This is a genomic window from Corynebacterium spheniscorum (genome assembly GCF_900113445.1).
GTDB classification, from domain to species: Bacteria; Actinomycetota; Actinomycetes; order Mycobacteriales; family Mycobacteriaceae; genus Corynebacterium; species Corynebacterium spheniscorum.
On record NZ_FOPJ01000005.1, the window covers coordinates 44,934 to 67,320 of the forward strand.

The 22,387-nt window shown below is 58.5% G+C and carries 22 protein-coding genes and 2 tRNA genes; 6 read left to right on the top strand and 18 right to left on the bottom strand.

The genetic code is table 11. The features are described 5' to 3' along the window. Positions 1–8: 8 nt before the first annotated feature. Together BMZ01_RS05185 and BMZ01_RS05190 are read left to right on the top strand one after the other, a co-directional pair. Positions 9–758, top strand: a complete 750-nt coding sequence (locus BMZ01_RS05185; RefSeq protein ID WP_177180082.1) for an amino acid ABC transporter ATP-binding protein — start codon at positions 9–11, stop codon at positions 756–758. Between the two features lie 65 nt (positions 759–823). Continuing rightward, positions 824–1,996 (top strand): HNH endonuclease signature motif containing protein, encoded by a 1,173-nt coding sequence (locus BMZ01_RS05190; RefSeq protein WP_092285156.1) that lies wholly within the window; start codon positions 824–826, stop codon positions 1,994–1,996. On the opposite strand, the gene coaD is transcribed toward BMZ01_RS05190, so the two are convergent. The 7 genes from coaD to BMZ01_RS05225 all read right to left on the bottom strand — a co-directional run bounded on the left by coaD (position 1,993) and on the right by BMZ01_RS05225 (position 8,405). After that, entirely contained in the window at positions 1,993–2,469 is a 477-nt protein-coding gene (coaD, locus tag BMZ01_RS05195) for a pantetheine-phosphate adenylyltransferase (protein ID WP_092285158.1), read from the bottom strand. The genes BMZ01_RS05190 and coaD overlap by 4 nt on opposite strands. Then, positions 2,466–3,044 (bottom strand): 16S rRNA (guanine(966)-N(2))-methyltransferase RsmD, encoded by a 579-nt coding sequence (rsmD, locus tag BMZ01_RS05200; RefSeq protein WP_092285160.1) that lies wholly within the window; start codon positions 3,042–3,044, stop codon positions 2,466–2,468. The genes coaD and rsmD overlap by 4 nt, the downstream gene beginning before the upstream one ends. Further along, positions 3,044–3,256: an acyl-CoA carboxylase biotin carboxyl carrier protein subunit gene (locus BMZ01_RS05205; protein WP_092285162.1), complete on the bottom strand. Its 213-nt coding sequence runs from the start codon at positions 3,254–3,256 to the stop codon at positions 3,044–3,046. Before BMZ01_RS05205 ends, rsmD begins: the two co-directional genes overlap by 1 nt. Positions 3,257–3,278: 22 nt before the next feature. After that, positions 3,279–5,198: an ATP-dependent DNA helicase RecG gene (locus tag BMZ01_RS05210; protein ID WP_223845817.1), complete on the bottom strand. Its 1,920-nt coding sequence runs from the start codon at positions 5,196–5,198 to the stop codon at positions 3,279–3,281. 174 nt (positions 5,199–5,372) lie between these two features. Continuing rightward, on the bottom strand, positions 5,373–6,782 hold the full coding sequence (locus BMZ01_RS05215; protein WP_092285166.1) for a DAK2 domain-containing protein: 1,410 nt from the start codon (positions 6,780–6,782) through the stop codon (positions 5,373–5,375). Positions 6,783–6,794: 12 nt separating this feature from the next. Beyond that, entirely contained in the window at positions 6,795–7,448 is a 654-nt protein-coding gene (locus BMZ01_RS05220; protein WP_092285168.1) for a uracil-DNA glycosylase, read from the bottom strand. After that, on the bottom strand, positions 7,449–8,405 hold the full coding sequence (locus tag BMZ01_RS05225; protein ID WP_092285170.1) for a thiamine-phosphate kinase: 957 nt from the start codon (positions 8,403–8,405) through the stop codon (positions 7,449–7,451). Between BMZ01_RS05225 and BMZ01_RS05230 the strand changes: the two genes are divergently transcribed. Continuing rightward, positions 8,404–9,231: a DUF3515 family protein gene (locus BMZ01_RS05230; protein ID WP_092285172.1), complete on the top strand. Its 828-nt coding sequence runs from the start codon at positions 8,404–8,406 to the stop codon at positions 9,229–9,231. The two genes, BMZ01_RS05225 and BMZ01_RS05230, sit on opposite strands and share 2 nt — an antisense overlap. Here the strand turns inward: BMZ01_RS05230 and BMZ01_RS05235 are convergent. Both BMZ01_RS05235 and BMZ01_RS05240 read right to left on the bottom strand, forming a co-directional pair. Beyond that, positions 9,191–10,240 (bottom strand): D-alanine--D-alanine ligase family protein, encoded by a 1,050-nt coding sequence (locus BMZ01_RS05235; protein ID WP_092285174.1) that lies wholly within the window; start codon positions 10,238–10,240, stop codon positions 9,191–9,193. The two genes, BMZ01_RS05230 and BMZ01_RS05235, sit on opposite strands and share 41 nt — an antisense overlap. A gap of 10 nt (positions 10,241–10,250) precedes the next feature. Next, positions 10,251–11,243, bottom strand: a complete 993-nt coding sequence (locus BMZ01_RS05240) for an NAD(P)H-dependent glycerol-3-phosphate dehydrogenase (protein WP_092285176.1) — start codon at positions 11,241–11,243, stop codon at positions 10,251–10,253. Positions 11,244–11,292: 49 nt separating this feature from the next. On the opposite strand from BMZ01_RS05240, the gene BMZ01_RS05245 reads away from it, so the two are divergent. After that, a complete protein-coding gene (locus BMZ01_RS05245; protein WP_223845818.1) occupies positions 11,293–12,237 on the top strand; it encodes an NUDIX hydrolase in 945 nt (314 codons plus the stop codon). On the opposite strand, the gene leuD is transcribed toward BMZ01_RS05245, so the two are convergent. Together leuD and leuC are read right to left on the bottom strand one after the other, a co-directional pair. Continuing rightward, complete coding sequence (leuD, locus tag BMZ01_RS05250) at positions 12,215–12,832, bottom strand: 3-isopropylmalate dehydratase small subunit (protein WP_092285180.1); 618 nt, start codon at positions 12,830–12,832, stop codon at positions 12,215–12,217. The genes BMZ01_RS05245 and leuD overlap by 23 nt on opposite strands. 1 nt (position 12,833) lies before the next feature. Then, the gene (gene leuC / locus BMZ01_RS05255; protein ID WP_092285182.1) at positions 12,834–14,258 is read right to left on the bottom strand and encodes a 3-isopropylmalate dehydratase large subunit; all 1,425 of its coding nucleotides are present in this window, start codon (positions 14,256–14,258) and stop codon (positions 12,834–12,836) included. A 53-nt stretch (positions 14,259–14,311) separates the two neighbouring features. On the opposite strand from leuC, the gene BMZ01_RS05260 reads away from it, so the two are divergent. Beyond that, on the top strand, positions 14,312–15,016 hold the full coding sequence (locus BMZ01_RS05260) for an IclR family transcriptional regulator (protein WP_092285184.1): 705 nt from the start codon (positions 14,312–14,314) through the stop codon (positions 15,014–15,016). Positions 15,017–15,066: 50 nt separating this feature from the next. Here BMZ01_RS05260 and BMZ01_RS05265 read toward each other — a convergent pair. From BMZ01_RS05265 to gltX, 3 genes are all read right to left on the bottom strand, one after another. Continuing rightward, positions 15,067–15,139, bottom strand: a tRNA-Glu gene (locus tag BMZ01_RS05265). A 22-nt stretch (positions 15,140–15,161) separates the two neighbouring features. Beyond that, positions 15,162–15,233, bottom strand: a tRNA-Gln gene (locus BMZ01_RS05270). Positions 15,234–15,314: 81 nt separating this feature from the next. Then, positions 15,315–16,787 carry a glutamate--tRNA ligase gene (gene gltX, locus BMZ01_RS05275; RefSeq protein ID WP_092285186.1) on the bottom strand — a complete coding sequence of 491 codons (1,473 nt, stop codon included), beginning with the start codon at positions 16,785–16,787 and terminating at the stop codon, positions 15,315–15,317. A gap of 38 nt (positions 16,788–16,825) precedes the next feature. On the opposite strand from gltX, the gene BMZ01_RS05280 reads away from it, so the two are divergent. Continuing rightward, entirely contained in the window at positions 16,826–17,938 is a 1,113-nt protein-coding gene (locus BMZ01_RS05280; protein WP_092285188.1) for an isochorismate synthase, read from the top strand. Here BMZ01_RS05280 and BMZ01_RS05285 read toward each other — a convergent pair. The 4 genes from BMZ01_RS05285 to BMZ01_RS05300 are packed head-to-tail and all read right to left on the bottom strand — an operon-like array spanning position 17,935 to position 22,374. Continuing rightward, positions 17,935–18,732, bottom strand: coding sequence for a fumarylacetoacetate hydrolase family protein (locus tag BMZ01_RS05285; RefSeq protein WP_092285393.1), 798 nt, complete (start codon positions 18,730–18,732; stop codon positions 17,935–17,937). The genes BMZ01_RS05280 and BMZ01_RS05285 overlap by 4 nt on opposite strands. 40 nt (positions 18,733–18,772) lie before the next feature. Next, positions 18,773–19,447: an exonuclease domain-containing protein gene (locus BMZ01_RS05290; protein WP_092285190.1), complete on the bottom strand. Its 675-nt coding sequence runs from the start codon at positions 19,445–19,447 to the stop codon at positions 18,773–18,775. Continuing rightward, positions 19,444–21,312, bottom strand: a complete 1,869-nt coding sequence (locus BMZ01_RS05295; RefSeq protein WP_092285192.1) for a DUF294 nucleotidyltransferase-like domain-containing protein — start codon at positions 21,310–21,312, stop codon at positions 19,444–19,446. The genes BMZ01_RS05290 and BMZ01_RS05295 overlap by 4 nt, the downstream gene beginning before the upstream one ends. A 27-nt stretch (positions 21,313–21,339) precedes the next feature. Further along, positions 21,340–22,374 (bottom strand): 3-isopropylmalate dehydrogenase, encoded by a 1,035-nt coding sequence (locus BMZ01_RS05300; RefSeq protein ID WP_092285194.1) that lies wholly within the window; start codon positions 22,372–22,374, stop codon positions 21,340–21,342. Positions 22,375–22,387 lie beyond the last annotated feature (13 nt).

A 22,387-nucleotide genomic window follows, 5' to 3' on the forward strand; every position in this document is an offset into this window, starting at 1 on the left:
TGACTCTCATGATTGACGCCCGCCAGGTGTGCAAAAACTTCGGGCAACTCCAGGTCCTCAAAGGCATCGACATGGAGGTCCCCGCCGGCACCGTCACCTGCCTCATCGGGCCCTCCGGCTCCGGCAAATCCACCTTCCTCCGCTGCGTCAACCACCTGGAAAAGGTCAACGCCGGCCGCCTCTACGTCGATGGCGAACTCATCGGCTACCGCGAACGCGACGGTGTCCTCTACGAAATCTCCGCCAAGGATGCCGCCCGCCAACGCGCCGACATCGGCATGGTTTTCCAACAATTCAATCTTTTCCCGCACCGCACCGTGCTGGAAAACATCATTGAAGCCCCCGTCCACGTCAAAGGCATCTCCCTCGAGGAAGCCAAATCCACCGCCATGGAGCTCCTCGAGCAGGTCGGCCTCGCCCACAAAGCCGACGCCTACCCCATGCAACTATCCGGTGGCCAGCAACAACGCGTCGCCATCGCCCGCGCCGTTGCCATGAAACCCAAGCTCATGCTCTTCGACGAGCCCACCTCCGCCCTCGATCCCGAGCTCGTCGGCGAAGTCCTCCGCGTCATGCGCAATCTCGCCGAGCAGGGTATGACCATGCTCGTCGTCACCCACGAAATCGGTTTCGCCCGCGAAGTCGCAGATCAAGTCATCTTTATGGACGGTGGAGTGGTTGTGGAAAAAGGAACCCCCGAAATTCTCGATAACCCCTCCCACCAGCGCACTAAGGATTTCCTCTCCAGCCTCCTCTAAAAGTTATCCACAGGCCCCCGCCACCGCCCTAGCGCCCCACGAACCCCACCCCTAGGGTTCGCGGCATGAGCAATTATTTCACCGTCTCCACAGACTCTCCTAGAGCACGCGCTTTCCGAGATCTGGTGCGAGCCACGCTAGGTTTCTGGCGGGGGCTGCAGCTTAGGGAAGAGCAAGACCGCGACCTGGAAATCCGGAGTTTGAGTTCCGATACCGGACTCTCCCGCGGCGTTATCGTCTCCAACCTCAACGCAGTCGCACGCCTAAACAGCCTCCCCACCCTCGACGCGCACAATAACGAGCACAATCTCCTGGACCTCCCCCGCCTGATCGCCATCGATCTAGCGCTGGTGGGCACCGACGAGAAACTCATCCCCGAGGTCGATCAACGCCTCACCGAGTTCCTCACCCCCACCCGCCCCAACCAGGTCCTTCCTTCCGCGGAAAGAATCAAGCGGCACATCCACAACATCATCGCTATGCTTGATCCGGAGATCAGCCCAACCCCACCTCCCGAACTCAGCGATTCCGTCACTGTGCGCAACCACCCCGATGGTTCCGCCAACTTCAGTCTCAATATGAACGGCGAGCAAGCCCACGAAATTCAATCCGTGGTCGCCAAGCACGCCGAAAAGACCGGTACCACCCACGCCGAAGCCCTCCTCGGCCTCGTGCACGGCGACACTCCTCCGACCGTGGTCCTCAACCTCTACCGCGCCAAGGACGTTGATAACGCCCCCGTCTTCTGCCACCCCGTCGGCTGGCTCGACGACGACACCGCCGAAAAGCTCCTCAAGCGCGTCACCAAGGTTCGCGACCTCGACGAAGTCAAACAGGAAAATAACCCGGCCTACTCAGCGTCCGAATCCCAACGCGTCTACCTCAATGGCCGCGATGGCACCTGCCGTTGGCCGGGCTGCACCATCAACGCCCTCCACACCCAAAAGGACCACCGCATCAACCACGCCGATGGCGGGCCCACGCATGTCGATAACCTCGCATGCCTCTGCACCCACCACCACAACATCAAGACCGACACCCGCGCCTTCTATGTGCTCGACCCCCATAGCGGAGAAGCAGCTTTCCTCTTCTCCGATGGCACCTGGGCATGGTCTTCCGCCGAAGGCCCCCTCGGTCACGGCGCGAAACGGTGGGTTCAAACCTTCGCCCAGCATCGCACCACCCGAGAAAAGCGGGCCCGCGATGCCAAGCGAGATAAAAGTACCCCGAACTTCTAGTGGTGGTACTTAGTCTCTACCGCTTTTGCCACCGGCGCCGGCAATAACCCCGACACATCGCCACCGTACTTGACAACCTCTTTCACCAAGGTGGAGGAGACATAGCCAAATTGCGGATCGGTGAAAAGGAAGAAGGTATCCACGCCACTTAGCCGACGATTCATCTGGGCCATGGGCAACTCATACTCATAGTCCAGGGAGCTTCGCAGCCCTTTCACCAAAGCGGTGATGCCATGCTTCGTCGTGTAATCCACCAGCAAACCCGACCACCAATCCACGGTGATGTGCGGGTGATCAGCCGTGCACTCACGAATAAGGTCCATGCGCTCTTCCAAGCTAAACAACCCAGACTGCTTATTCGGGTTGCCGGTCACCAACACCACCACTTCCCCGAACTGGTCTGCAGCACGACGGAAGATATCAAGGTGCCCCATAGTCACCGGGTCAAAGGATCCTGGGCAAACGACTTTCATGAGTTCTCCTGGTGATAAACGGCCATGTCCATTCGGGCGATGCCGTAAGTACGTTTCTTCAGCTTCTGGGTAGTCGGCTCATATCCTTCTGGCCACGCAGTTTCTGATGAAGACACATGCCTTTCCACCACCACTGCAGCACCATCAAGCAAGGCCGGCTTCAACGCTTCCAGCATCTCCACCACCGCTTCATCAGCCAACTCGTAGGGGGGATCCGCAAGTACCATGCCAAAGTGATTTCTTGGTGCACCCGCTAAATATGTCGAGGCTTTAGCTTCCACCACGCTGACATGTGGGTGCCCCACCACCTCAGCGTTCTTACGCATGATCTCGCAGGCCTTTCGGTGATCATCCACCAACACCACCGAGGAAGCCCCCCTCGAGGCGGCCTCGAGGCCCAAGGCTCCGGAGCCTGCAAAGAGATCCAATACATTGCGTCCCTCAAACCCGAAGCGCACCTGAAGTGAAGAAAAAAGCCCTTCCCTAGCGCGATCCGAGGTCGGCCTCGTGCCGCCCGGCGGGACGCTGATCTTTCTCCCCCGGGCCAGTCCGCTAATAATTCGTGTCTTTCCCACTAGCTTTCCTCCAGCACGATCAAGACGTCGCCACCAGCAACATCCGCATAGTTTTCACAGAGCAATTCCTTGACCACACCAGGACCAGGAGAGGGGATCGGGGCTTCGAGTTTCACCGCTTCGACGCTTGCCAACACCATCCCGGTGTCGACCTTATCGCCGGGTTTGACGCGGTAGTGGATGATGCCCGCGAAGGGAGCACAGATTCTCATGAGTGCCAAGGGTATCGCACAGCTAGGACTTTTCGAGGTAGGTGGTGCGTTCCTCGTAGTCGCGCACCGTCGCAGCTGCCCATCCCCGATCAGTTTTCACCAACAGCTCAGCATCGCGATTCGCCTGCATAATCAGGTTGTAGTCCTCCAGCAGGTTCAGGGTTTTGAGCTTGCCATCTGTCCCCGACTGACTGGTGCCCAGCACATCCCCTTCCCTGCGCATCGCTAAGTCAACCTCAGCCAGCTTGAAACCATTGTCATGCTCAGCGACCTGCTGCAAGCGCATCAGCGCTGGGGAACCAGGCTCTGCCTTGGTGTGCAGTAGACACAGCGACTTGTGTGTTCCTCGGCCAACCCGTCCACGCAGTTGGTGTAGCTGCGATACTCCGAAGCTCTCTGCTTCCCGAATCACGATCATGCTGGCATTCGCCACATCGACCCCCACCTCAATCACCGTGGTCGACACGAGAAGATTAATATCTCCTGCCACGAACTTGCCCATGATTTCATCTTTTTCCTCGCCAGTCATCTGGCCGTGCAGGATGCCCACGTTGAACTCTTTGAAGTACTCCTTCATGTACTCCCCTACCTCCAGCACCCCACCCGCATTGTGGATGCGTGGGCACACCAGATACACCTGACGCCCGTCCCGCATTTCCTCATACATCCGCTGCCGTGCTCGCGCTTTCCAGGCAGGTTTATTGTCAGGAACCAACGCTGTTTGAATCGTCTGGCGTCCCTTGGGCAATCCTCGCATCGTCGAGACAGCCAAGTCACCGAACACCGTGATCGCCACGGTGCGCGGGATCGGAGTAGCCGTCATGACCAAAAGGTGCGGGGTCATCCCATCGCGGCCCTTGGCACGCAGGCGATCACGTTGTTCCACGCCGAATCGGTGCTGCTCATCCACGATCACCAATCCCAGGTCATAGAACTCCACATTCTTTTGGATCAGGGCGTGCGTACCGATAACGATATGGGATTCCCCGGTGACGATATCCAATAAAGATTGCTTCTTCTTGGCGGTTTGCATTGAGCCAGTCAGTAGGGTCACCTTCACATTGGAGTTCTCCCTGGCCAACATCATTTTTATAGACGAAGCATGCTGGGCCGCCAGCACTTCGGTGGGTGCTAGCAACACGCATTGCTTGCCATCATCAACACACCGCAGCATCGCCATCAGCGCTACCACGGTTTTGCCAGAACCAACCTCACCTTGGAGCAGCCGGCTCATCGGCCGATTCCGCGCCAGATCCGACTCAATCTCGCGGAGGCATCTTTGCTGCTCATTGGTGAATTCGAAGGGCAATGACTCCATTTGGCGGTCATATGCTCCCCCGGCGACCCGCGGAATTGGTGGAGCCTTGCGAGTTTCAGTGTCGGCTCTGCGTAGCGCCATCACCAAACCCAGGGTCAATGCCTCGTTGTATTTCATGCGGCGCGCAGCTGGTTCCGAGCCTTCCGGGCCTGGGATATGCATGCCTCGAATTGCACGATCCATGCTCAGCATCCCCCGAGGGACCCGACGCAGGGGTTCAGGAATAGGCGGCACCTTTTCCAGCACCGTCAACACCGCCATCATGATCCGCCAGGAGTTCAGCCCCTTCTTGGCCGGGTAGATCGGCAGCACCGGATATTTCTCGACAATCTCCGGCAGCTTCTTGGCATAAGCATTAGTCCCCGCGAGTTGCCCGCCCCCAATAGCAGAGTTATGGGGCCCCGGCATTACCAAGAAGTCTGGGTGCAGCAGCCGCACCCCATGCAGCCCATGTTCTGCTTTTCCGGAGAGCAAAGCCACGCGATCTTTTACTAAAACTTGTGAGGGTAATTGTGCGCGGAAGAATACTGCGCGGATAACCCCCTGTGGGCATTGCACTGCAATTTCGTGCACTTTGCCGCCACGGTGCCCATAACGCGTATGGGAGTGCAGAATCCTGCCCATGCAGGTGAGATGCTCGCTATCCGGACTTTGGGAACTATCGGTCCACCCTCGCGGAAAATACAGAAGCAGGTCCTCAACTGTTTTGAGTTCGAGTTTCCTGTCCAGGAGTTTCGCTTCCTTTGCGGGAAGCAAATCACTCAGTGGCCGTTGGTCGCGCCAGCCTAGGAACATGTCTTATTCCACCCCGATTTCTACTTGGTGCCCCATTCCCTGTGCAGGATAGCTGATCACCTCAACTCCGAGGTTTTCGCTGAGGGTCTCTTCATCCAAGGGCGAGGCCGAGAGGAGGGTGACTTGTTCGCCTCCTTGGGCAAGCAAAGATCGGCATGCTGCCTCCACAGCAGTCGGGATGTCATCACTGGTGCCAATGATGGCGGTACGCATCGCCAGTGCTGCTTCGGTCATCGCATAAGCCGCTACGCCTAAGGGTTGACGGGGGTCATGAACCGCCAACGCTGCGATCCCATCGACGAGGCGGCTCGTAGGAATGGGCGTGAGGTGTTGCTCAAATGCCTGGGAGGAGCGCTCGACGGACACTAGCTCTCGGCGATTGAGCAGTCCATTGGGCAGCAGAATGACTTCTTCTGCGGAGCTGTCATGCACTGCGGCAACAATATCGGAGACCGTATCTTCGCTGGGGGCAACGGTGATCGCTCCGGCAGACTCATAGAGTTCCGCAATATCCCCACCGGGGGTGACCGCCAAAACAATGCGCCGTGGGCTGGTAACCACCGGTCGTTCCGGTAGTACTTCCAGGCGTAGCTGGGAGACCTGCCCCAAGCTATAGAGGTGTTCGATCACCGCACCAGCTTCACGGGAGTGAATATGGACAGTTGCCGTTTCTTCATCTATCGGAGCGATGATCAGGCTATCGCCCATCTGCGGTAGCGTACGGCGCGCTTCGTCCACCCCGCCTTGAAGATGACACATCACTTCAAGCGCAGGTTGGACAGCTTCAACCATCAACGGGATGCTGCTCTCAGGCTCACCATCAAGCTCAGCGAGCAGGGCTTCTAAGAGGATGAGGAATCCGGTTCCACCGGCATCCACCACCCCGGCTTCGCGGAGCGCGTCTAGCTGCGATGGGGTATTCGCCAGCGCCGTGCGCGCCGCTGCAGTGGCTTCAGCCAGTACGTCCCGCAAGCTGCCTTCTTTGCGGCAGGCTATTGCCGCTGCCCGCAGCACCGTAATCACGGTGCCTTCAACGGGTTCGCTAATCGCCTGGTGCACCAGCTTCAGAGCACTATTCAGCGCCGTGGTGATCGACTGCGCCCCAATAGGACCATCGGTGGCGGTTTGCGCCAACGCCCGCAACACTTGGCTGAGAATAATGCCTGAGTTCCCGCGCGCTCCGGCTACAGACCCAGCAGCCAATGCCGCAGCAACCGTCGCAGTATCCGCGTCCTCAGGCAGCTCCTCAACCGCCTGCAGGGCTTTTTCCATGGTGTGCGCCATATTGGAGCCAGTGTCGGCATCCGGCACCGGGAAAACGTTGAGTTGGTTGATTTCCTCACGTTTGGCGGCGAGCTCGGCGACGGCTCGTCGCGCCCACGCGCGTAGGGCTGGTCCGTTGAGCTCAGTCATGATCTGAAGATCCTACAGTCGCCAATCAACGGGGGTGGAACCCATGTCCCTTAAGAGTTGGTTGCTCCGCGAAAAAGGCTTGGACCCGAAGAACCCACGGTGCGCGCTCAGCGGCGAGGGGTGCGCGGAACAAATACACGGTGTATCCCCCAATTCCCGCTGTGCACTTTGAGCATCCTTGCCCCACAAAATCGCGACCAACGGTTGCTCACGGGCAGCCAAGGACCGCAGCGCATGAGCTGTGATTTTCTCCCAGCCCTTCCCACGGTGCGAGGCTGCTTTACCTGGCTGCACCGTCAGCACTCGGTTCAATAACGCAATCCCCTGCCGACTCCACGCACTTAAATCCCCATCACTGCGCCCGGGGATGCCCAGGTCGTCTTCTAACTCGCGATAGATATTCACCAGACTCCGGGGTGGCGCGACCCCCGGCTGGGTGGAGAAACTTAAGCCCATGGGGTGTCCGGGGGTGGGATAAGGATCCTGTCCCACAATCACCACTTTCACCTCGTCGAAGGGGTAGCTAAATGCCCGCAGCACATCACTACCCGCAGGCAGGTACCCTCGCCCGGCGGCGTTTTCGGCTCTTAAGAATTCACCCATCGCATGGATGTCTTCTTCTACCTCCGCCAGTACTGGCTTCCAGGTTTCATGTACCGGTAGCACTTAAAAGCTCACCCACCCTGCTTCATGTCGCGGCGGCAACCCATCAACGGTCACCAGCCCAGTGTTTTTATTGACCCTCCCAATATCGCGAAACCCGGTTGGGGTTTCCTTGCTGGTAGTGGCTAAAAACGTGTGGTCTTCTCCCCCACTAAGCACAAACTCCCAAGGGTCAATCCCAGTGAGTTTCCCGGCGCGGCACAGCAGCTCATCGGGGAAGATGGCGTGGCTCTTCAAATCAATCCCTACCCCGGAACGCTCCGCGATCAAGCGCAGGTCCTGGATCAACCCATCGGAGTTATCGGTCATCGCGGTAGCCCCGGTGGCACGTGCGATTACTCCTCGGTTGGTTTCAATCCGCGGCGCACAATGATGCTCCACTAAGGGCCGCAAGTCCTCAGGGATCTCCTCGAACTTCCGCAGCAAGGCTAACCCTGCCGCGGACCACCCAATCCGCCCATTGGCCACGACTTTTTGCCCAGGCCTCGCCGCATCTAAGCGCAGCTCTTTACGATTCCCACCGAGTTGCCCCAGCGCGGTGACCGCCAGCACCATCTTCTCGCCCCCGGTGATATCTCCACCGATAAGTTGCGCACTAAAGGGCTCCAACGCCTGCTGAATTCCGCGAGCGATCCCGCGTAGCACCTCCACGTCGGTATCTTTGGGCGCGGAAAGCGCCAGTAGCGCCGCAGTGGGCCTCGCCCCCATCGCCTCAATATCTGCGAAGTTCTGGCTGATCGCTTTGATCCCCACCTGTTCCGGGGTGGACCAGTCGAAGCGAAAGTGCCTGTCTTCGACCAGCATGTCGGTGGCCACAACGGGGCGGGTATTGGGCGCGGGTTGGTTAAGTACCGCCGCGTCGTCGCCGTTGTTGCGGCTGGGGCATTCTTCGCGGATCACGCGGATTGCGGCGTGCTCCCCGATCTCGCCCAGGGTTGTGCGCTTAGACTGGTGTGCCATGAAGTCCCAATTTAATCGTGTTCCGGTGTATATCGCCTTAGGCTTGTCACTTCTTTTGGTGGTGGGGGCCCTCGTGGGGGCAAAGCTGGTTTTCCAGAATGCTCGTCAACCGGTCAATGTGGTGGCGATCCCCGCCCCGGACGCGGAGTCCTCGCAGTGCGCTGAGCTGCTCCAACGCCTCCCGGCGAAGGTGTTGGGCGTCAAACGTGCGGAGATGGCTTCGGAGGTTGCCGGGACCGCGGTGTGGGCGAAGGGTTCGGAGGCTGATGTCACCCTCCGTTGTGGGGTGGATGTGCCTTTCCAATACACGGAGCTCTCCGAACCGGAGACGATCGATGGGACTGATTGGTTTGAGATCCAGGACCCCATGTCCCCGGCGCGTTCCTGGTATGCGGTGAATCGGTTCCCGGTGGTTGCGGTCACCACCGAGGGTGACCCCCGCGAGGATCTCGCCCACGCGCTCACACAGTTGGAGCACAAGGATGCTCCCCAGAACCCCGCGCCTTTAAGTGAGCTTGCTGCTGGCCCGGATCGTTTCTGCGATCGCCTGGATCTGCCGGAGCAGCTCGGTGATCTCCAGCTCAAGGGTTCCGCGTGGGTGGCGCGCGGCAAGGAGCCGATCGTGTTGCGCTGTGGGGTGGAGCTGCCGGAGGCTTATCAGCCGGGCGTGCAGCTCACCCAGATCAATGACGTCCCGTGGTTCGAGGACGCCGGCATTTGGTACGCGTTGCGGGAGAATATCGTGGCGGTGTATTTGCCGGAAGATAGCTCAAATCTGGTGCCGCTTAGCGATGCGATCCGTCGCGCAGTGCCTGCTGAATCATAGCGTCCAATAGGCTCGGATAGTCGATTCCACTGTGCTCGAAGACCTGCGGATACATTGAAATCGGCGTGAATCCGGGCATGGTGTTGATCTCATTGAAGGTGGGGCCTTCTTCAGTGAGGAAGAAGTCCACTCGAGCAAGCCCTTTGCACTCGAGAGCGTGAAAACAGGCGCGCGCATATTTTTTGAGGTTTGCTGTGTCCTCCGGAGACAACGGCGCCGGGATCTGCGCGCGAACAGTGTTCTCTAAATATTTTGTTTTAAAGCCGTAGAAACCTTCTTCGGTCTCATCAATCCCCAAAAGCAACGCCGGTTCAGAGACGATGACTTCCCCGTCTTTTTCCAGCACCCCAAGCTCAACCTCTTGGCCAACAACCTCGGCTTCAATAATGATCTTGGTGTCATAGCGAAAAGCGAGTTCCGCTGCTTCCGCATAGTCTTCCCACCTGGTGACACGCGTAATCCCGATGGAGGATCCACCGCGCACGGGCTTGACGAATACCGGCAACCCCAGGGTTTCTTTTTCGGCTTCGCTAAGCTCACGATTCTCGTAGAGCGTGATGGTGCGCTGGTCAACGGGAACCCCGGCGCGGGCGACGACTTCCCGGCTAAAGGCTTTGTCCATGCCCATGGCGGATGCGAGGACTCCGGATCCGACGTAGGGGATGCTGGAGAGTTCGAAGAGCCCTTGGATGGTGCCGTCTTCGCCATAGGGGCCGTGGAGGACGGGGAAGATGACATCGACGGTGGCGTATTCGCGGCCGTCGAGGTAGCTGATCCGACCGCGGGTGGCGGGGTTAAGCGATAAGGTGACTTCTTCCCCACCGGTGACTTTGGGTAGTTCCCCTTCTGGTGGGGTGGCTACTACCCAGGCGCCTTCTTCGGTGATGCCGACGGGAACGACACGGTAGTTTCCGAGGTGTTCCATGATGGCTTTGGCGGTGATGCAGGAAATGCTGTGTTCGGAGCTGCGGCCGCCAAAAATGAGGGCGACGGTGCGGGGTTCAGTCATGCGCGAAAGCTTACTCTGCCTTACGGGAGCGCCCCATTAGTGCCGTCACCATGTCGGCAACATTAAGGCCTTCGTGACATACCGAGTACACGGCGTGGGTGATGGGCATTTCAACACCGGCTTCTTGGGCCAGCAGATACACGGATTTGGAGGAGATCACACCTTCGGCGACCTGGCCGTGGGTAGCTTTGGTTGCTTCCTCGATGGTGCCGCCTTCGCCGAGGCGATAACCAAATGTGCGGTTACGGGAAAGAGGTGAGGAACAGGTGGCTACCAAATCTCCGAGTCCGGCGAGCCCAGCGAAAGTTCTTTGATCCGCACCGAGAGCCAACCCCAGCCGCGTGATCTCGGCAAGGCCCCGGGTAATAAGTGTTGCTTTGGTATTTTCTCCGAGTCCACGCCCGGTGGCAACGCCGCAGGCTAAGGCGATGACATTTTTGCAGGCGCCGCCGATTTCGCAGCCGATGACGTCGGTGTTGGTGTAGGGGCGTAGGTAGCTGGTGGCGACGGCGGCTTGGACGAGTTTGGCACGGTTTTCATCCACGCAGGCAATCACGGTGGCGGCGGGTTGTTCGGCGGCGATTTCTTTGGCGAGGTTGGGGCCAGAAAGCACGGCGATGCGGTCTTGGGGCACCTCGCAGACATCGCGAATGACCTCTGACATGCGCAGCAGGGTGCCTTTTTCCACACCTTTGGAGATGCTGACCAAGGTGGCGTCGGGGAGCAGCGGTTTCCAGGCGGCGAGGTTATCGCGCATGGTTTGGCTGGGGACGGCGAAGACCACAATGTCGGCGTCGGCCAGGGCGAGGACGGCGTCGGTGGTAGTTTCGAGTTCGGGGAGGTGAACGCCGGGGAGGTAGTCCGGGTTTTGGTGGGTGGTGGCGATGGCGTGGCGGAGTTCCTCGCGGCGGGCCCAGAGGCGGACGGTGTTTCCGGCGTCGGCAAAAACCTTGGCCAGAGTGGTTCCCCAGGAACCGGCTCCCATTACTGCGACGTTGACCATAGCGCTCAGCTTAGCGCGTGCGAGAATGGTGGAGGAGGAAGGATGTTTTATGGCTTCAGAAACTGACAAAGACGACAATGGTTTGCTCGCGATGCGGGGGCGTTCCCAATGTGTTCCGGCGGATCCCGCTGCCGAGCACTCCCCCGCCACCTTGGCTGCGGGTGCGGTGTTGTGGCGGGATAAGAAGATCGCGTTGATTCACCGTCCGCATTATGACGACTGGTCCTTGCCGAAGGGGAAGGTGGATCCCGGTGAGTCTTTAGCAGTTACTGCGCGCCGCGAAATCCTGGAGGAAACCGGGTTGGAGGTGCGCTTAGGTTCGCTGCTGGGGAAGGTGACCTATCCAGTGCGTTCGCGCACCAAGGTGGTTTATTATTGGAACGCTGAGGTGCTCGGCGGGGAATTTAAGAAGAACTCTGAGGTTGATGAGTTGCGGTGGGTCACTGTGGAAGAGGCCCGCGAATTGCTAAGCTATAAGTTGGATCGCAAGGTGCTTGATAAGGCAGCGAAGCGGCAGCCGACTACCACCCGGATTATTTATGTGCGGCATGCGCGTGCCCATGATCGTCGCAATTGGGCGGGCGATGATAATAAGCGCCCGCTGGACCGAAAGGGGCGGCGTCAGGCCGAGGCCTTGGCGCAGATGATCGCTGGTTTTTATCCCACCAAGGTGTATTCGGCGAAACCGGATCGTTGTGTGGCTACTGCCGAACCTATCGCGCGGGAGCTGGGGGTGAAGGTGAAGGTTGATCGCGAGTTTGGGGATGCAGCAGAAAATCCCCGGGCGCGGTTTGATGAATTGCTGACCCCGGGGGTGAAGGTGGTGGTATCTCAGGGCGATACCATGCCGAAGATTATTGCCCAGCTGGCCGCCGAATCCGGGTTGGATGTCGGCGAACCTAAGGTGAAGAAAGCTGGGGTGTGGGTCTTGAGCTTTAATAAGAACAAGCTCAAGAGCGCCGATTATCTGGTTAGTCCGCTGCCGCTGAAGTAGCTTCGAAGGGAATCGAGGGCTTAAAGGCTGGGCGTTCGGCTTCGAAGGCGGAAATATTTTCTTCCTTGCGCAGCGTCAGCCCGATGTCGTCGAGGCCTTCCATGAGGCGCCAGCGGGTGTAGTCATCGACCTCGAAGGGCAGCACGTGTTCCCCGGCGCTCACGGTGCGTTCTTCAAGGTTCACGGTGAGCTTGAGGCCTGGTTCGGCTTCCATGAGCTTCCATAGAAGCTCGATATCTTCTTGTTGCATTAGTGCTGCGAGCAGCCCGGATTTACCGGAGTTGCCGCGGAAGATATCGGCGAAGCGGGAAGAAAACACCACCTTAAAGCCATAGTCCATCAACGCCCACACGGCATGCTCGCGGGAGGAGCCGGTGCCGAAATCTGGTCCGGCGACCAAGATGGAGCCATTGCGGTAGGTGTCCTGGTTGAGCACAAAGGTGGGGTCGGTGCTGCGCCAATTGGAAAAGAGGCCATCTTCGAAGCCGGTGCGGGTCACCCTTTTCAGGTACACCGCCGGAATGATCTGGTCGGTATCCACATTGGAGCGCTTAAGTGGCACGCCCACACCGGTGTGGGTTATGAACTTCTCCATCTCAATTCCTTTCAGGCAGGTCAGCGGGGCTGGCGAAGTGACCAGCAACGGCAGTAGCGGCAGCCACCGGTGGGGAGACCAGGTGCGTGCGACCGCCGGGGCCTTGGCGGCCTTCGAAGTTGCGGTTGGAGGTAGAGGCCGAGCGCTCCCCTGGTTTGAGCTGATCTGGGTTCATACCTAAGCACATGGAGCAACCTGCGGTACGCCATTCAGCACCAGCGGCGCGGAAGATCTCATGGAGGCCTTCTTTTTCGGCTTGTTGTTTCACCATGGTGGAAGAAGGCACCACCAGCATGCGCACCGAATCAGCGATCCGGCGGCCGCGCAGAATCTCTGCGGCTGCGCGGAGATCTTCGATTCGAGCGTTGGTGCAGGATCCTAAGAACACGGTGTCCACGGTGATATCCCGCAGCGGGGTTCCGGGGGTTAGCCCCATGTACTTCAGGGCCTTTTCGGCTGCTGCTTTATCCGAATCATTGGTGAAGTCTTCGGGATCCGGGACGGAGGCAGACAGCGGCAAGCCTTGGCCGGGGTTGGTACCCCAGGTGATAAAAGGCGTAAGGGCTGAGCCATCGATGTCCACGACGGTGTCGAATTGGGCGCCTTCATCGGTACGCAGGGTGCGCCAATAAGCAACGGCGTCTTCCCAGTCTCGCCCCTTGGGGGCGAGTTCGCGGCCCTTGAGGTATTCGAAGGTGGTGTCATCCGGGGCGATCATGCCGGCGCGGGCACCTGCTTCGATGGACATATTGCAAATAGTCATGCGTGCTTCCATCGAGAGCTTTTCGATGGCTTCGCCGCGGTATTCAATCACATAGCCTTGGCCACCGCCGGTACCGATCTTGGCGATGATCGCTAGGATCAGGTCCTTGGCGGTTACTCCGGGTTGGAGTTCGCCGCTGACTTCAATGGCCATGGTTTTGAAGGGTTTCAGCGATAGCGTTTGGGTGGCCATCACGTGTTCCACTTCGGAGGTACCAATACCCATGGCGATAGAGCCAAAGGCCCCGTGGGTGGAGGTGTGGGAGTCGCCGCAGACGACGGTCATACCGGGCTGGGTAGCGCCGAGTTGCGGACCAACGGTGTGGACGATGCCTTGTTTCACATCGCCCATGGGGTGAAGGCGCACCCCGAATTCGGCGCAGTTTTTGCGCAAGGTTTCCACCTGGAGTCGGGAGACTCGGTCATTGATTTCCAGGAGGCTGCCGGTTTCAATGCCTTCGGTGGGGACGTTGTGGTCTTCGGTTGCCAGGTGCAGGTCCGGTCGGCGGATTTTCCTTCCGCTAAGGCGCAGTCCATCGAAAGCCTGGGGGCTGGTGACTTCGTGGAGCAAGTGCAGGTCAATATAAATCAGGTCTGGGTCTCCGTCATTGCCGGGGACCACGACGTGGTCGCGCCAGACCTTCTCGGCCAGCGTCAGAGCCATAGCTGATCCTTCCAGTGGTGCATTCCCATGGGGTGAGATGTTAATATCAGTGTATGGGACAGTATATAACATCGGGCATCAAGGTTCTTGACCGAGCGGTACTCATTATGAATACCGTCAGCGCGGAACCTTGTTCGCTCTCTGAACTGTGCGAACGCACCGAGCTCCCCCGAGCCACCACCCACCGACTAGCTTCCGCTTTAGAAACTCACCGCATCTTAAGCCGCGATAGCAATGGGCGCTGGTCCATTGGCCCGGCATTCGCCAGCATTGGGTCTGATGCCAAAGATCACCTGATTTCTGCTGCTACTCCGGTGATGGCGGATCTGGTGGCCCGCACCGGGGAGTCAGTTCAAATTTATCAACTCACTGGTGCAACCCGAACTTGTATCGCCGCCCAAGAACCCCCCTCAGGTTTGCAGAACACTGTGCCCGTGGGTTCCCAAATGTCCTTGGCTGCTGGATCAGCCGCCAAAGTGTTTCTTGCCTTCGCCCCGCAGCTGCAGGAATCGCTCACCGATGAAGCTGCTTTTACCCGCCAGGACCTCGATCAGGTACGTGAAGCTGGGCTGGCGGAGTCCGTGGCAGAACGTGAGGTGGGCTTAGCTAGTCTTTCTGCCCCGGTGTTTAACTCAGCTGGGATGTTTGTTGCGGTGATTTCTATTTCTGGTCCCGCGGAAAGGCTGCGGCCGCATCCGGCGAAGAAGTGGGGTGCGCAGCTGCAGGAAGCCGCAAGCGAGCTGAGTTCCAGGCTTTAGAAAATAAAAAATTCGCTCTCTGCCAAAAGGCGGAGAGCGAATCTTCTTTGTACCCCGTACGGGATTTGAACCCGTGTTACCGGCGTGAGAGGCCGGCGTCCTAGGCCGCTAGACGAACGGGGCGCAGTGGTGTAAAGCACCACAGCTGGCCTACCAGGACTCGAACCTAGAATGACGGTACCAGAAACCGTTGTGTTGCCAATTACACCATAGGCCATCGCTGCGACAGCATTTCGTGCTGTGCAACGCTGACTACTATAACCGCAGGGCTAGTGCCTTACAAATCTGCAGGTAGTCACTAATTTTCCCAGGGGGTTTGAGCTAATGCAGCACGCAGTCGTTTCAGCGTGGATTCTTTGCCCAAAAGCTCCATGGATTCAAAAAGCGGCGGGGAGACAGCCGCCCCGGAAATAGCGACCCGCAGCGCACCATAGGCCTTGCGGGGCTTGAGCTCGAGGCGCTCAATCAACGCCCCGGACAAAGCAGCCTCAATATTCGCGGTGCTCCACTCTGCAATGCCCTCTAGTGCGGCAATGCCTTCGGTGAGCGGTTCGACGGCATCTTCCTTGAGGTTCTTACGCGCGGATTTTTCATCCAAGGTGAGTTCCTCATCGGGGGTCACCAAGAAGCTCATCAGCCCATAGGCATCACCGAGGGTCTTGATGCGGGTTTGGACTAGGTCGGCGGCGATCGCGAACTTATCTTCTGGGTATTCACCGAAGTCGGTGTACTCATCGAGGTAAGCGCGAAGCCGTGCGGCGAAATCATCCTTTTCGAGCAGGCGAATGTGATCCGCGTTGATGGCTTCTAGCTTCTTTTGATCGAAGCGTGCGGGGTTGCCGAGCACATCAGCCACATCGAAGTTGACGATGAGTTCTTCGGTGCCGAAAATATCGCGATCAGCAGAAAGCGACCAGCCCAGCAGTGCCAGGTAGTTCAACATCCCTTCGGGGATGATGCCGGCATCGCGGTGGTTAAAGAGGTTGGATTGGGGGTCGCGCTTGGAGAGCTTCTTATTGCCTTCGCCCATGACGAAAGGCAGGTGCCCAAATTGTGGGGTTTCTTTGGCTACACCGATGCGCTTAAGAGCCTCATAGAGCGCTAATTGGCGGGGGGTGGAAGAAAGTAGGTCTTCACCGCGCAGCACATGGGTGACTTCCATGAGCGCATCATCGACGGGGTTAACCAGGGTATACAGCGGTTGCCCATTGGAGCGCGCCACCACATAGTCCGGTTGGGTGGAGGATTTGAATTCCATATGTCCGCGGACCAGGTCTTCCCAGACCCAATCTTGGTCGGGCATGCGTAAGCGCCACACAGGTTTGCGGCCTTCGGCTTTAAAAGCTGCGATTTCTTCTTCGCTTAGGTTGCGGTCGTAGTTGTCATAGCCGAGCTTGGGGTCGCGGCCGGCGGCGCGGTGACGTTCTTCGACTTCTTCGGCAGTGGAGTAGGCCGGATACACTTCCCCAGCTTCGATGAGCTTGTTGAGGACATCTTGGTAGATCTCCATGCGCTGGCTTTGGCGATAGGGTGCATGCGGTCCGCCTTTGACTACCCCCTCGTCCCAGTCGAGGCCCAACCAGGTCAGCGAGTCAATAATCGCTTGGTAGGACTCTTCGGAGTCACGGGCAGCATCCGTGTCTTCGATTCGGAAAATGAGTTTGCCGCCGGTGTGGCGGGCGTAGGCCCAGTTGAATAGTGCGGTTCGCACCATGCCAACATGTGGCGTTCCCGTTGGGGAGGGACAGAATCGTACGCGAACATCAGTCATGTCGTTCATAGTAGCGAGTAGAGATAGACTGGGTGACCATGTGTGTTCGGCCCCCTGCCACCGCCCCCGACTTCCTGCTATCTCGAGCCCATGGCTCGGTGCGTACTCAAGGATGCCTCGGGAGCTTTAAAGACCCATGGGATGCTGTGGATGCCCTGCATAAAGGGGAGGCCGAGATGGTGGTCGGGGCACTGCCTTTTGACCGCAGTGAAACTGCAGCATTAACCATCCCGGAAAAAATTGTTCGCGAAGAAGGCCCGCTGGAGCCGCACTCTTATTATCGGCAGGGCCCGGGCAGTATCTTGCATGCTCGCGTTAGCGGGATGGATCCGGAACCAGATGAACACCTTGATCGCGTCAATGCTGCGATCGCCACAATCCGTACCTCGCGCTTAGACAAGGTGGTGCTGGCGCGAGCGGTTGATATTGCTTTTTCTGAGCGCGTGGATCCACGACTGGTGGCGGCGCGGCTGATTGATAATTCCTACCACCGCGATGGTTTCATTGCGGACCTCTCCCCTGCCGGCGCGGAGTATGAAGGCCATATGTTGGTGGGGTCTTCCCCGGAGGTATTGGTACGCCGCCAAGGCGACCAGGTAACCGCGTACCCGCTGGCTGGTTCTGCAGCGCGGCATCCAGACCGTGACCGTGATGCGGTGGTCGCGCAGCAATTGCGCACCAGTAAAAAAGATTTGGCTGAGCACCGTTATGTGGTGGATCATCTGCAACGCTTATTGGTCCCGGTGTGCTCGGAGCTCAGTATTGCTAAGCACCCGGAATTAACGCGCACCAATGAGATGTGGCATTTGGCTACTCCGATTCGCGGTACTTTGAAGCGCGCGGATATGAATGCCTTGGAGTTGGCGGTGCTGGTGCATCCCACACCGGCTATTTGCGGTACTCCAACAGATGCTGCGGAGTCTTTGATCCGAACAGCAGAATCCGCCCGCGGCTTTTATGCCGGGGCGGTGGGTTGGTGTGATCGTGATGGTGATGGTGAATATATGGTGGCGATTCGCTGCGCCGAGGTTGCTGGCGATTGGGCCCGCGCCTGGGCGGGTGGCGGCATCGTCGCGGACTCCAACGCCATTGAGGAGTATGAGGAGACCACGGCGAAGCTGCGCACCATTATGCGTTCGCTGGGGCTTTAGGCCCTTTCCACGGGGGAACCGAGCTTACCGAGACCCGGAATTTCGATCTCAATGAAATCACCGGGCTCCATGGCTTCGGTACCGGCAGGTGAGCCGGTGCAAATCACATCGCCGGGCAGCAGGGTCATCGAGGCGGTAATGAACTCGATGATCTCCCCTAGGTTCATGATCATCTGGTTGGAGTTGGAGTCCTGCTTAATGGTGGTGACACCCTTGTGAGTGAGATGGGCTTTAATCGGCAGGTTGGTGGTGTCGATGGAGTCGATATCGGTTTCAATCCAAGGACCCAGCGGGCAGAAAGTATCAATGCCTTTAGCGCGGGCCCATTGGCCATCTTTAAATTGCAGGTCACGCGAGGACACATCATTGACGATGGTGAACCCGCGGATCACGCTCTTCCAATCCGCGGCCTTAACGTTCTTGCAGGCGCGGCCAACAATCATGGCTAATTCACCTTCGAATTCGACCTTGGTGGCGAACTCGGGGATACGGATGGCTGCGCCTGGCCCAATGACCGCTGTTGGGGGCTTGAGGAAGAGGGTGGGTGGTAGGTGTTCAGCTGATTTTTTAAAGACTTCGGCGACGTGGTCGGCATAATTACGGCCGATGGCGACGATCTTGCCCGGCAGCATGGGGGCAAGGAGTCGGACGTCGGCGAGTGGCCATTCGCGGCCGCTAAACACGGGGTCAGTAAATGGGGTGCCTTCAATTTCTTTGGCAATCAAATTGGGCTCTTCGCCTTCAATGACGCAGAAACACATTCCCTCGGGGGTGGCAATTCTTCCAAAGCGCATGCGGAACATCGTACGCCACGGGGGTAATCAACTTAGGTAATTAGGGGTTGGCAAGCTGCTTCACTGTTCGAGCTTTGGTGTGCGCTAATTGGGCTAAATACAATTCGGCACAGCTCAGCGCGTCACTGAGTGCATCATGGCGGCGATGATTAACGGGAAGACCATAGCGTTCCCGTACCCGAGGTAAGCGCAGGTCTTCTCCACGTGGGTAGGTGCTCATGCGTTCCATGTGGCGGCGTTCGATGGCGAAAGTGTCGATCACCGCGGGGATTTTCAAGGCGGCGCCGAAGTGTTCTTGGCAGGCCGCTGAGAGGAATTGAGTTTCAATAGCCGAGAAGTGGCATAACAATGCGCGGCCTTTTAACTGCTCTAATAACTCGGTCAACGCTTCTTTTACCGCCACCCCTTTATCCGCTAAAGCATCGTCGGTAAGCCCATGAATCACGGCGGACTGCCCCACGGATGCGCCGAGGAGTAAGCGGTGCCCAGCTTGACCGCAGCGGATTTTGGCGGCTGGGGAATCCGCGGTACCAGCGCCATCAACAGCAACCCACCCGATGCTCAGCAGGCTATCGCGCTTGGGATCTAACCCCGTGGTCTCCACATCGACTGCTAGGAGGTTGAGTTCATGCAGTGCGGTGCGGGGACCAGGGTTATCTGCTTCGAGGTAGTCGCGTAGTGGTCCTTCGGGGGCTCGTTTGGAAAAGAACCTCATGCGATAGTTCCTACCGGATACTTTGTGGCCAGCGCGGATTGCATGGCTTTGATGATGTGGAAGCTATCGCGAAGATGCTCGCGTTCCATCCGCGGCAAGCTATTCGGATCGATGCGATAGTCCGGGGTGTCACCGGCATGCAATTGGCGGCTTTGGTGTTTAAAGCTGGTGGTTTGCAGGTAGTCGAAGGCGTCGATGAGATCAGTTGCGCCGCGTTGGGACACAGCTTTGGTTCCCGCAACTGCTTCAAGTCGCTCGCGGGTACCCAGCAGGTCGATGCCTTCGGTAAGCGCGAAGAGTCGCGCCATTTGGACGATGGCTGCGGTGCCACCTTTTTTAATATCCAAGGTGTTGACGTACTCACCGGAACGCTCGACCACGAGGCCGCGGAAGAAGCCCAACGGGGGTTCGCGGGTAGCAGCCAAGGTGGCTAGGTGTGCATGCATGCGGCGGGCGGAGACTGCCATGTCGACGGCGTGTTTGTGGACGGCGTTGGCGAGTTCTTCATCGCCGTAGATGGGGCGGAAGTCGAAGAAGGTTTGGGCGTGCAGCAAAGCATCTGGTTCAGGGGCGCGCACCCATTGGTGGAAGGTGTCTTCCCACTGTGAGGCAGTCATCCGCCATTGGGGGTTCATGGCCATCATGTCGCCTGGGCAGAGCACGAGGCCGGCGTGGTCGAGGCCGTGGCAGACTTTTTCGGAAAATGCTGCGAAGTATTCGGCGTGCTCTTCGCGGTACTCATTGGAGATCACCAGGGCGTTGTCTTGGTCGCTGGCGAAACCCATCTCTCGGCGACCATGGGAACCAAGCACCACGAATGCATAAGGCACTGGGGGTGGGCCGAGTTCTTCTTCTGCCAATACGGCGAGGCGGCGGCATAGTGCATCGGCGGCGGTACTAAGAATGGTAGAGGTTTCCGCGGAGCTAGCGCCACGGTCAATAAAGCGCATGGCCACTTGTGCGGCACGTTGGTGAGAGTCGCGGAGTTCTTCTGGGGTGCTGCGTCGCGATAGATCTGCGGTGAGGTAGATCGGGTCGTGGCGCAGTAGGCGCATGATGTCTGGGGTGGAGACAATGCCTTGGATGGCGCCTTGGGCATCAACGACCGGCAGGTGGTGGATGGAGTATTCGGCCATCAACATCATGGCTTCGAATGCCAAGGTGTCTGGGGTGATGGTGCGCGGCGCTTCGGTCATGATTTCGGAGAGCGCTGTGTGTGGGTCTACTCCGACAGCGAGTACGCGGGAGCGAAGGTCGCGGTCGGTGAGGATGCCTTTAAGGGTTTCGCCTTCGGTGACCAGCAGACTGGAGACGCGCTTTTGGTGCATGAGCTGGGCGGCTTCTTGGATGCTGTGCCCAGCGGAGATGCAGATGGGGTCTTCCACCATGACTTCGCTGATTTTGGTGCGCAGGATTTCGCCGGAGAAGTTTTCGCGCAATTGGTCTACGGCGGCGCTAATGCGACGAGATTGGGTGGAATAGAAGCGCTCGACATCGGGGTTGTCTTTGGCGATGCGTTGGAATTCTGCTTTGGGCAGGGTGATCAGCAGGGAGTCTTCTACTGCGATCATGGTGTAGCCGCTGGTTTGGTTGACTCCATCACCTACCAGGGTGGAGTAACCGAAGGAGCGTCCGGCGTCGCGGCGGTCGAGGAGGATGTCTTCGGGGCCGAGGACGTCGACGGCACCGGAGCGAATGAGATAAAGCTGCTCATTGGGTTGGCCGGTGGCAATAATGGTCTCCCCGCGGCGGACATAGTGCATGTCCATAGTCGCGGGGAGTTCTCTTAGGGTGTCTTCCGGCAAGTGCGCGAAGGGCTCGCAGTTGTTGAGGAAGTCTAGGACATCATCAAGCTCAGCTTTCATAGCCTGAAGTGTACGGGGTCACACCCCTTAGGCGCTGGCTTTTGCTTCCTTAACTTTTTTAGCGATGCGATCTCCAACCTCGGTGGTCTTCACGGTGGTTTCTTCGCGGGCGGAGACATCTTCGGCCACAATCTTCTCGATGAGCTGCGCATTATCTTCTTCACCGAGGTGGCGAAGCAGCATGGCGGCGGAGAGGATGGCGGCGGTGGGATCTGCGATTCCCTTGCCGGCAATATCTGGTGCGGAGCCGTGGACTGGCTCGAACATGGAGGGGTTGGTGCCAGTGGCGTCGATATTTCCGGAAGCGGCAAGGCCGATGCCGCCGGTGACTGCGCCGGCGAGGTCGGTGATGATATCGCCGAAGAGGTTATCGGTGACGATCACGTCATAGCGGGAAGGGTCGGTGACCATGTAGATGGTGGCGGCGTCGATGTGGTTGTAGTCTACGGAGACCTCTGGGTATTCGGAGGCGACTTCATCGACGGTGCGCTGCCAAAGTCCGCCGGCGTTGACGAGCACATTGGTTTTATGGACCAAGGTGAGCTTCTTGCGGCGGGATTGGGCGAGGTCGAAGGCGTAGCGGACCACGCGTTCGACACCATAGCGGGTGTTTTGGGAGACCTCGCTGGCGACTTCATGCGGGGTGTTTTCGCGTAACACTCCCCCATTGCCGCAATAGAGGCCTTCGGTGCCTTCGCGGACCACGACGAAGTCGATCTCACCGGGGTTAGCCAGGGGGCTTACGGCGGTGGGATACAAGGTGGAGGGGCGCAGGTTGACGTGGTGATCGAGCTGGAAGCGCATTTTGAGCAGCAGGCCACGTTCGAGGACTCCTGGGGGGACATCACCTGGGGCGCCGATGGCGCCGAGCAAGATGGCGTCATGTTCGCGCAGGCTGGCGAGATCATCTTCGGTGAGGAGTTCGCCATTGCGCAGGTAGCGGCGGGCGCCGAGGTCATAGTCGGTGGTTTCTAAGTCCGGGTGGATTGCTTTGAGGACTTTGAGGGCCTCTTTGGTTACCTCGGGGCCGATCCCGTCGCCACCAATCACCGCGAGTTTCATATTTTGGGATTCC

Excerpts from the sequence above, each read along its gene's own strand:
- BMZ01_RS05185 (WP_177180082.1), top strand. The coding sequence starts at position 9 with ATGATTGACGCCCGCCAGGTGTGCAAAAACTTCGGGCAACTCCAGGTC.
- BMZ01_RS05190 (WP_092285156.1), top strand. The coding sequence starts at position 824 with ATGAGCAATTATTTCACCGTCTCCACAGACTCTCCTAGAGCACGCGCT.
- coaD (WP_092285158.1), bottom strand. The coding sequence starts at position 2,469 with ATGAAAGTCGTTTGCCCAGGATCCTTTGACCCGGTGACTATGGGGCAC.
- BMZ01_RS05205 (WP_092285162.1), bottom strand. The coding sequence starts at position 3,256 with ATGAGAATCTGTGCTCCCTTCGCGGGCATCATCCACTACCGCGTCAAA.
- BMZ01_RS05210 (WP_223845817.1), bottom strand. The coding sequence starts at position 5,198 with ATGGGCAGGATTCTGCACTCCCATACGCGTTATGGGCACCGTGGCGGC.
- BMZ01_RS05215 (WP_092285166.1), bottom strand. The coding sequence starts at position 6,782 with ATGACTGAGCTCAACGGACCAGCCCTACGCGCGTGGGCGCGACGAGCC.
- BMZ01_RS05230 (WP_092285172.1), top strand. The coding sequence starts at position 8,404 with ATGAAGTCCCAATTTAATCGTGTTCCGGTGTATATCGCCTTAGGCTTG.
- BMZ01_RS05225 (WP_092285170.1), bottom strand. The coding sequence starts at position 8,405 with ATGGCACACCAGTCTAAGCGCACAACCCTGGGCGAGATCGGGGAGCAC.
- BMZ01_RS05235 (WP_092285174.1), bottom strand. The coding sequence starts at position 10,240 with ATGACTGAACCCCGCACCGTCGCCCTCATTTTTGGCGGCCGCAGCTCC.
- BMZ01_RS05240 (WP_092285176.1), bottom strand. The coding sequence starts at position 11,243 with ATGGTCAACGTCGCAGTAATGGGAGCCGGTTCCTGGGGAACCACTCTG.
- BMZ01_RS05245 (WP_223845818.1), top strand. The coding sequence starts at position 11,293 with ATGGCTTCAGAAACTGACAAAGACGACAATGGTTTGCTCGCGATGCGG.
- leuD (WP_092285180.1), bottom strand. The coding sequence starts at position 12,832 with ATGGAGAAGTTCATAACCCACACCGGTGTGGGCGTGCCACTTAAGCGC.
- leuC (WP_092285182.1), bottom strand. The coding sequence starts at position 14,258 with ATGGCTCTGACGCTGGCCGAGAAGGTCTGGCGCGACCACGTCGTGGTC.
- BMZ01_RS05260 (WP_092285184.1), top strand. The coding sequence starts at position 14,312 with ATGGGACAGTATATAACATCGGGCATCAAGGTTCTTGACCGAGCGGTA.
- gltX (WP_092285186.1), bottom strand. The coding sequence starts at position 16,787 with ATGACTGATGTTCGCGTACGATTCTGTCCCTCCCCAACGGGAACGCCA.
- BMZ01_RS05280 (WP_092285188.1), top strand. The coding sequence starts at position 16,826 with ATGTGTGTTCGGCCCCCTGCCACCGCCCCCGACTTCCTGCTATCTCGA.
- BMZ01_RS05285 (WP_092285393.1), bottom strand. The coding sequence starts at position 18,732 with ATGCGCTTTGGAAGAATTGCCACCCCCGAGGGAATGTGTTTCTGCGTC.
- BMZ01_RS05290 (WP_092285190.1), bottom strand. The coding sequence starts at position 19,447 with ATGAGGTTCTTTTCCAAACGAGCCCCCGAAGGACCACTACGCGACTAC.
- BMZ01_RS05295 (WP_092285192.1), bottom strand. The coding sequence starts at position 21,312 with ATGAAAGCTGAGCTTGATGATGTCCTAGACTTCCTCAACAACTGCGAG.
- BMZ01_RS05300 (WP_092285194.1), bottom strand. The coding sequence starts at position 22,374 with ATGAAACTCGCGGTGATTGGTGGCGACGGGATCGGCCCCGAGGTAACC.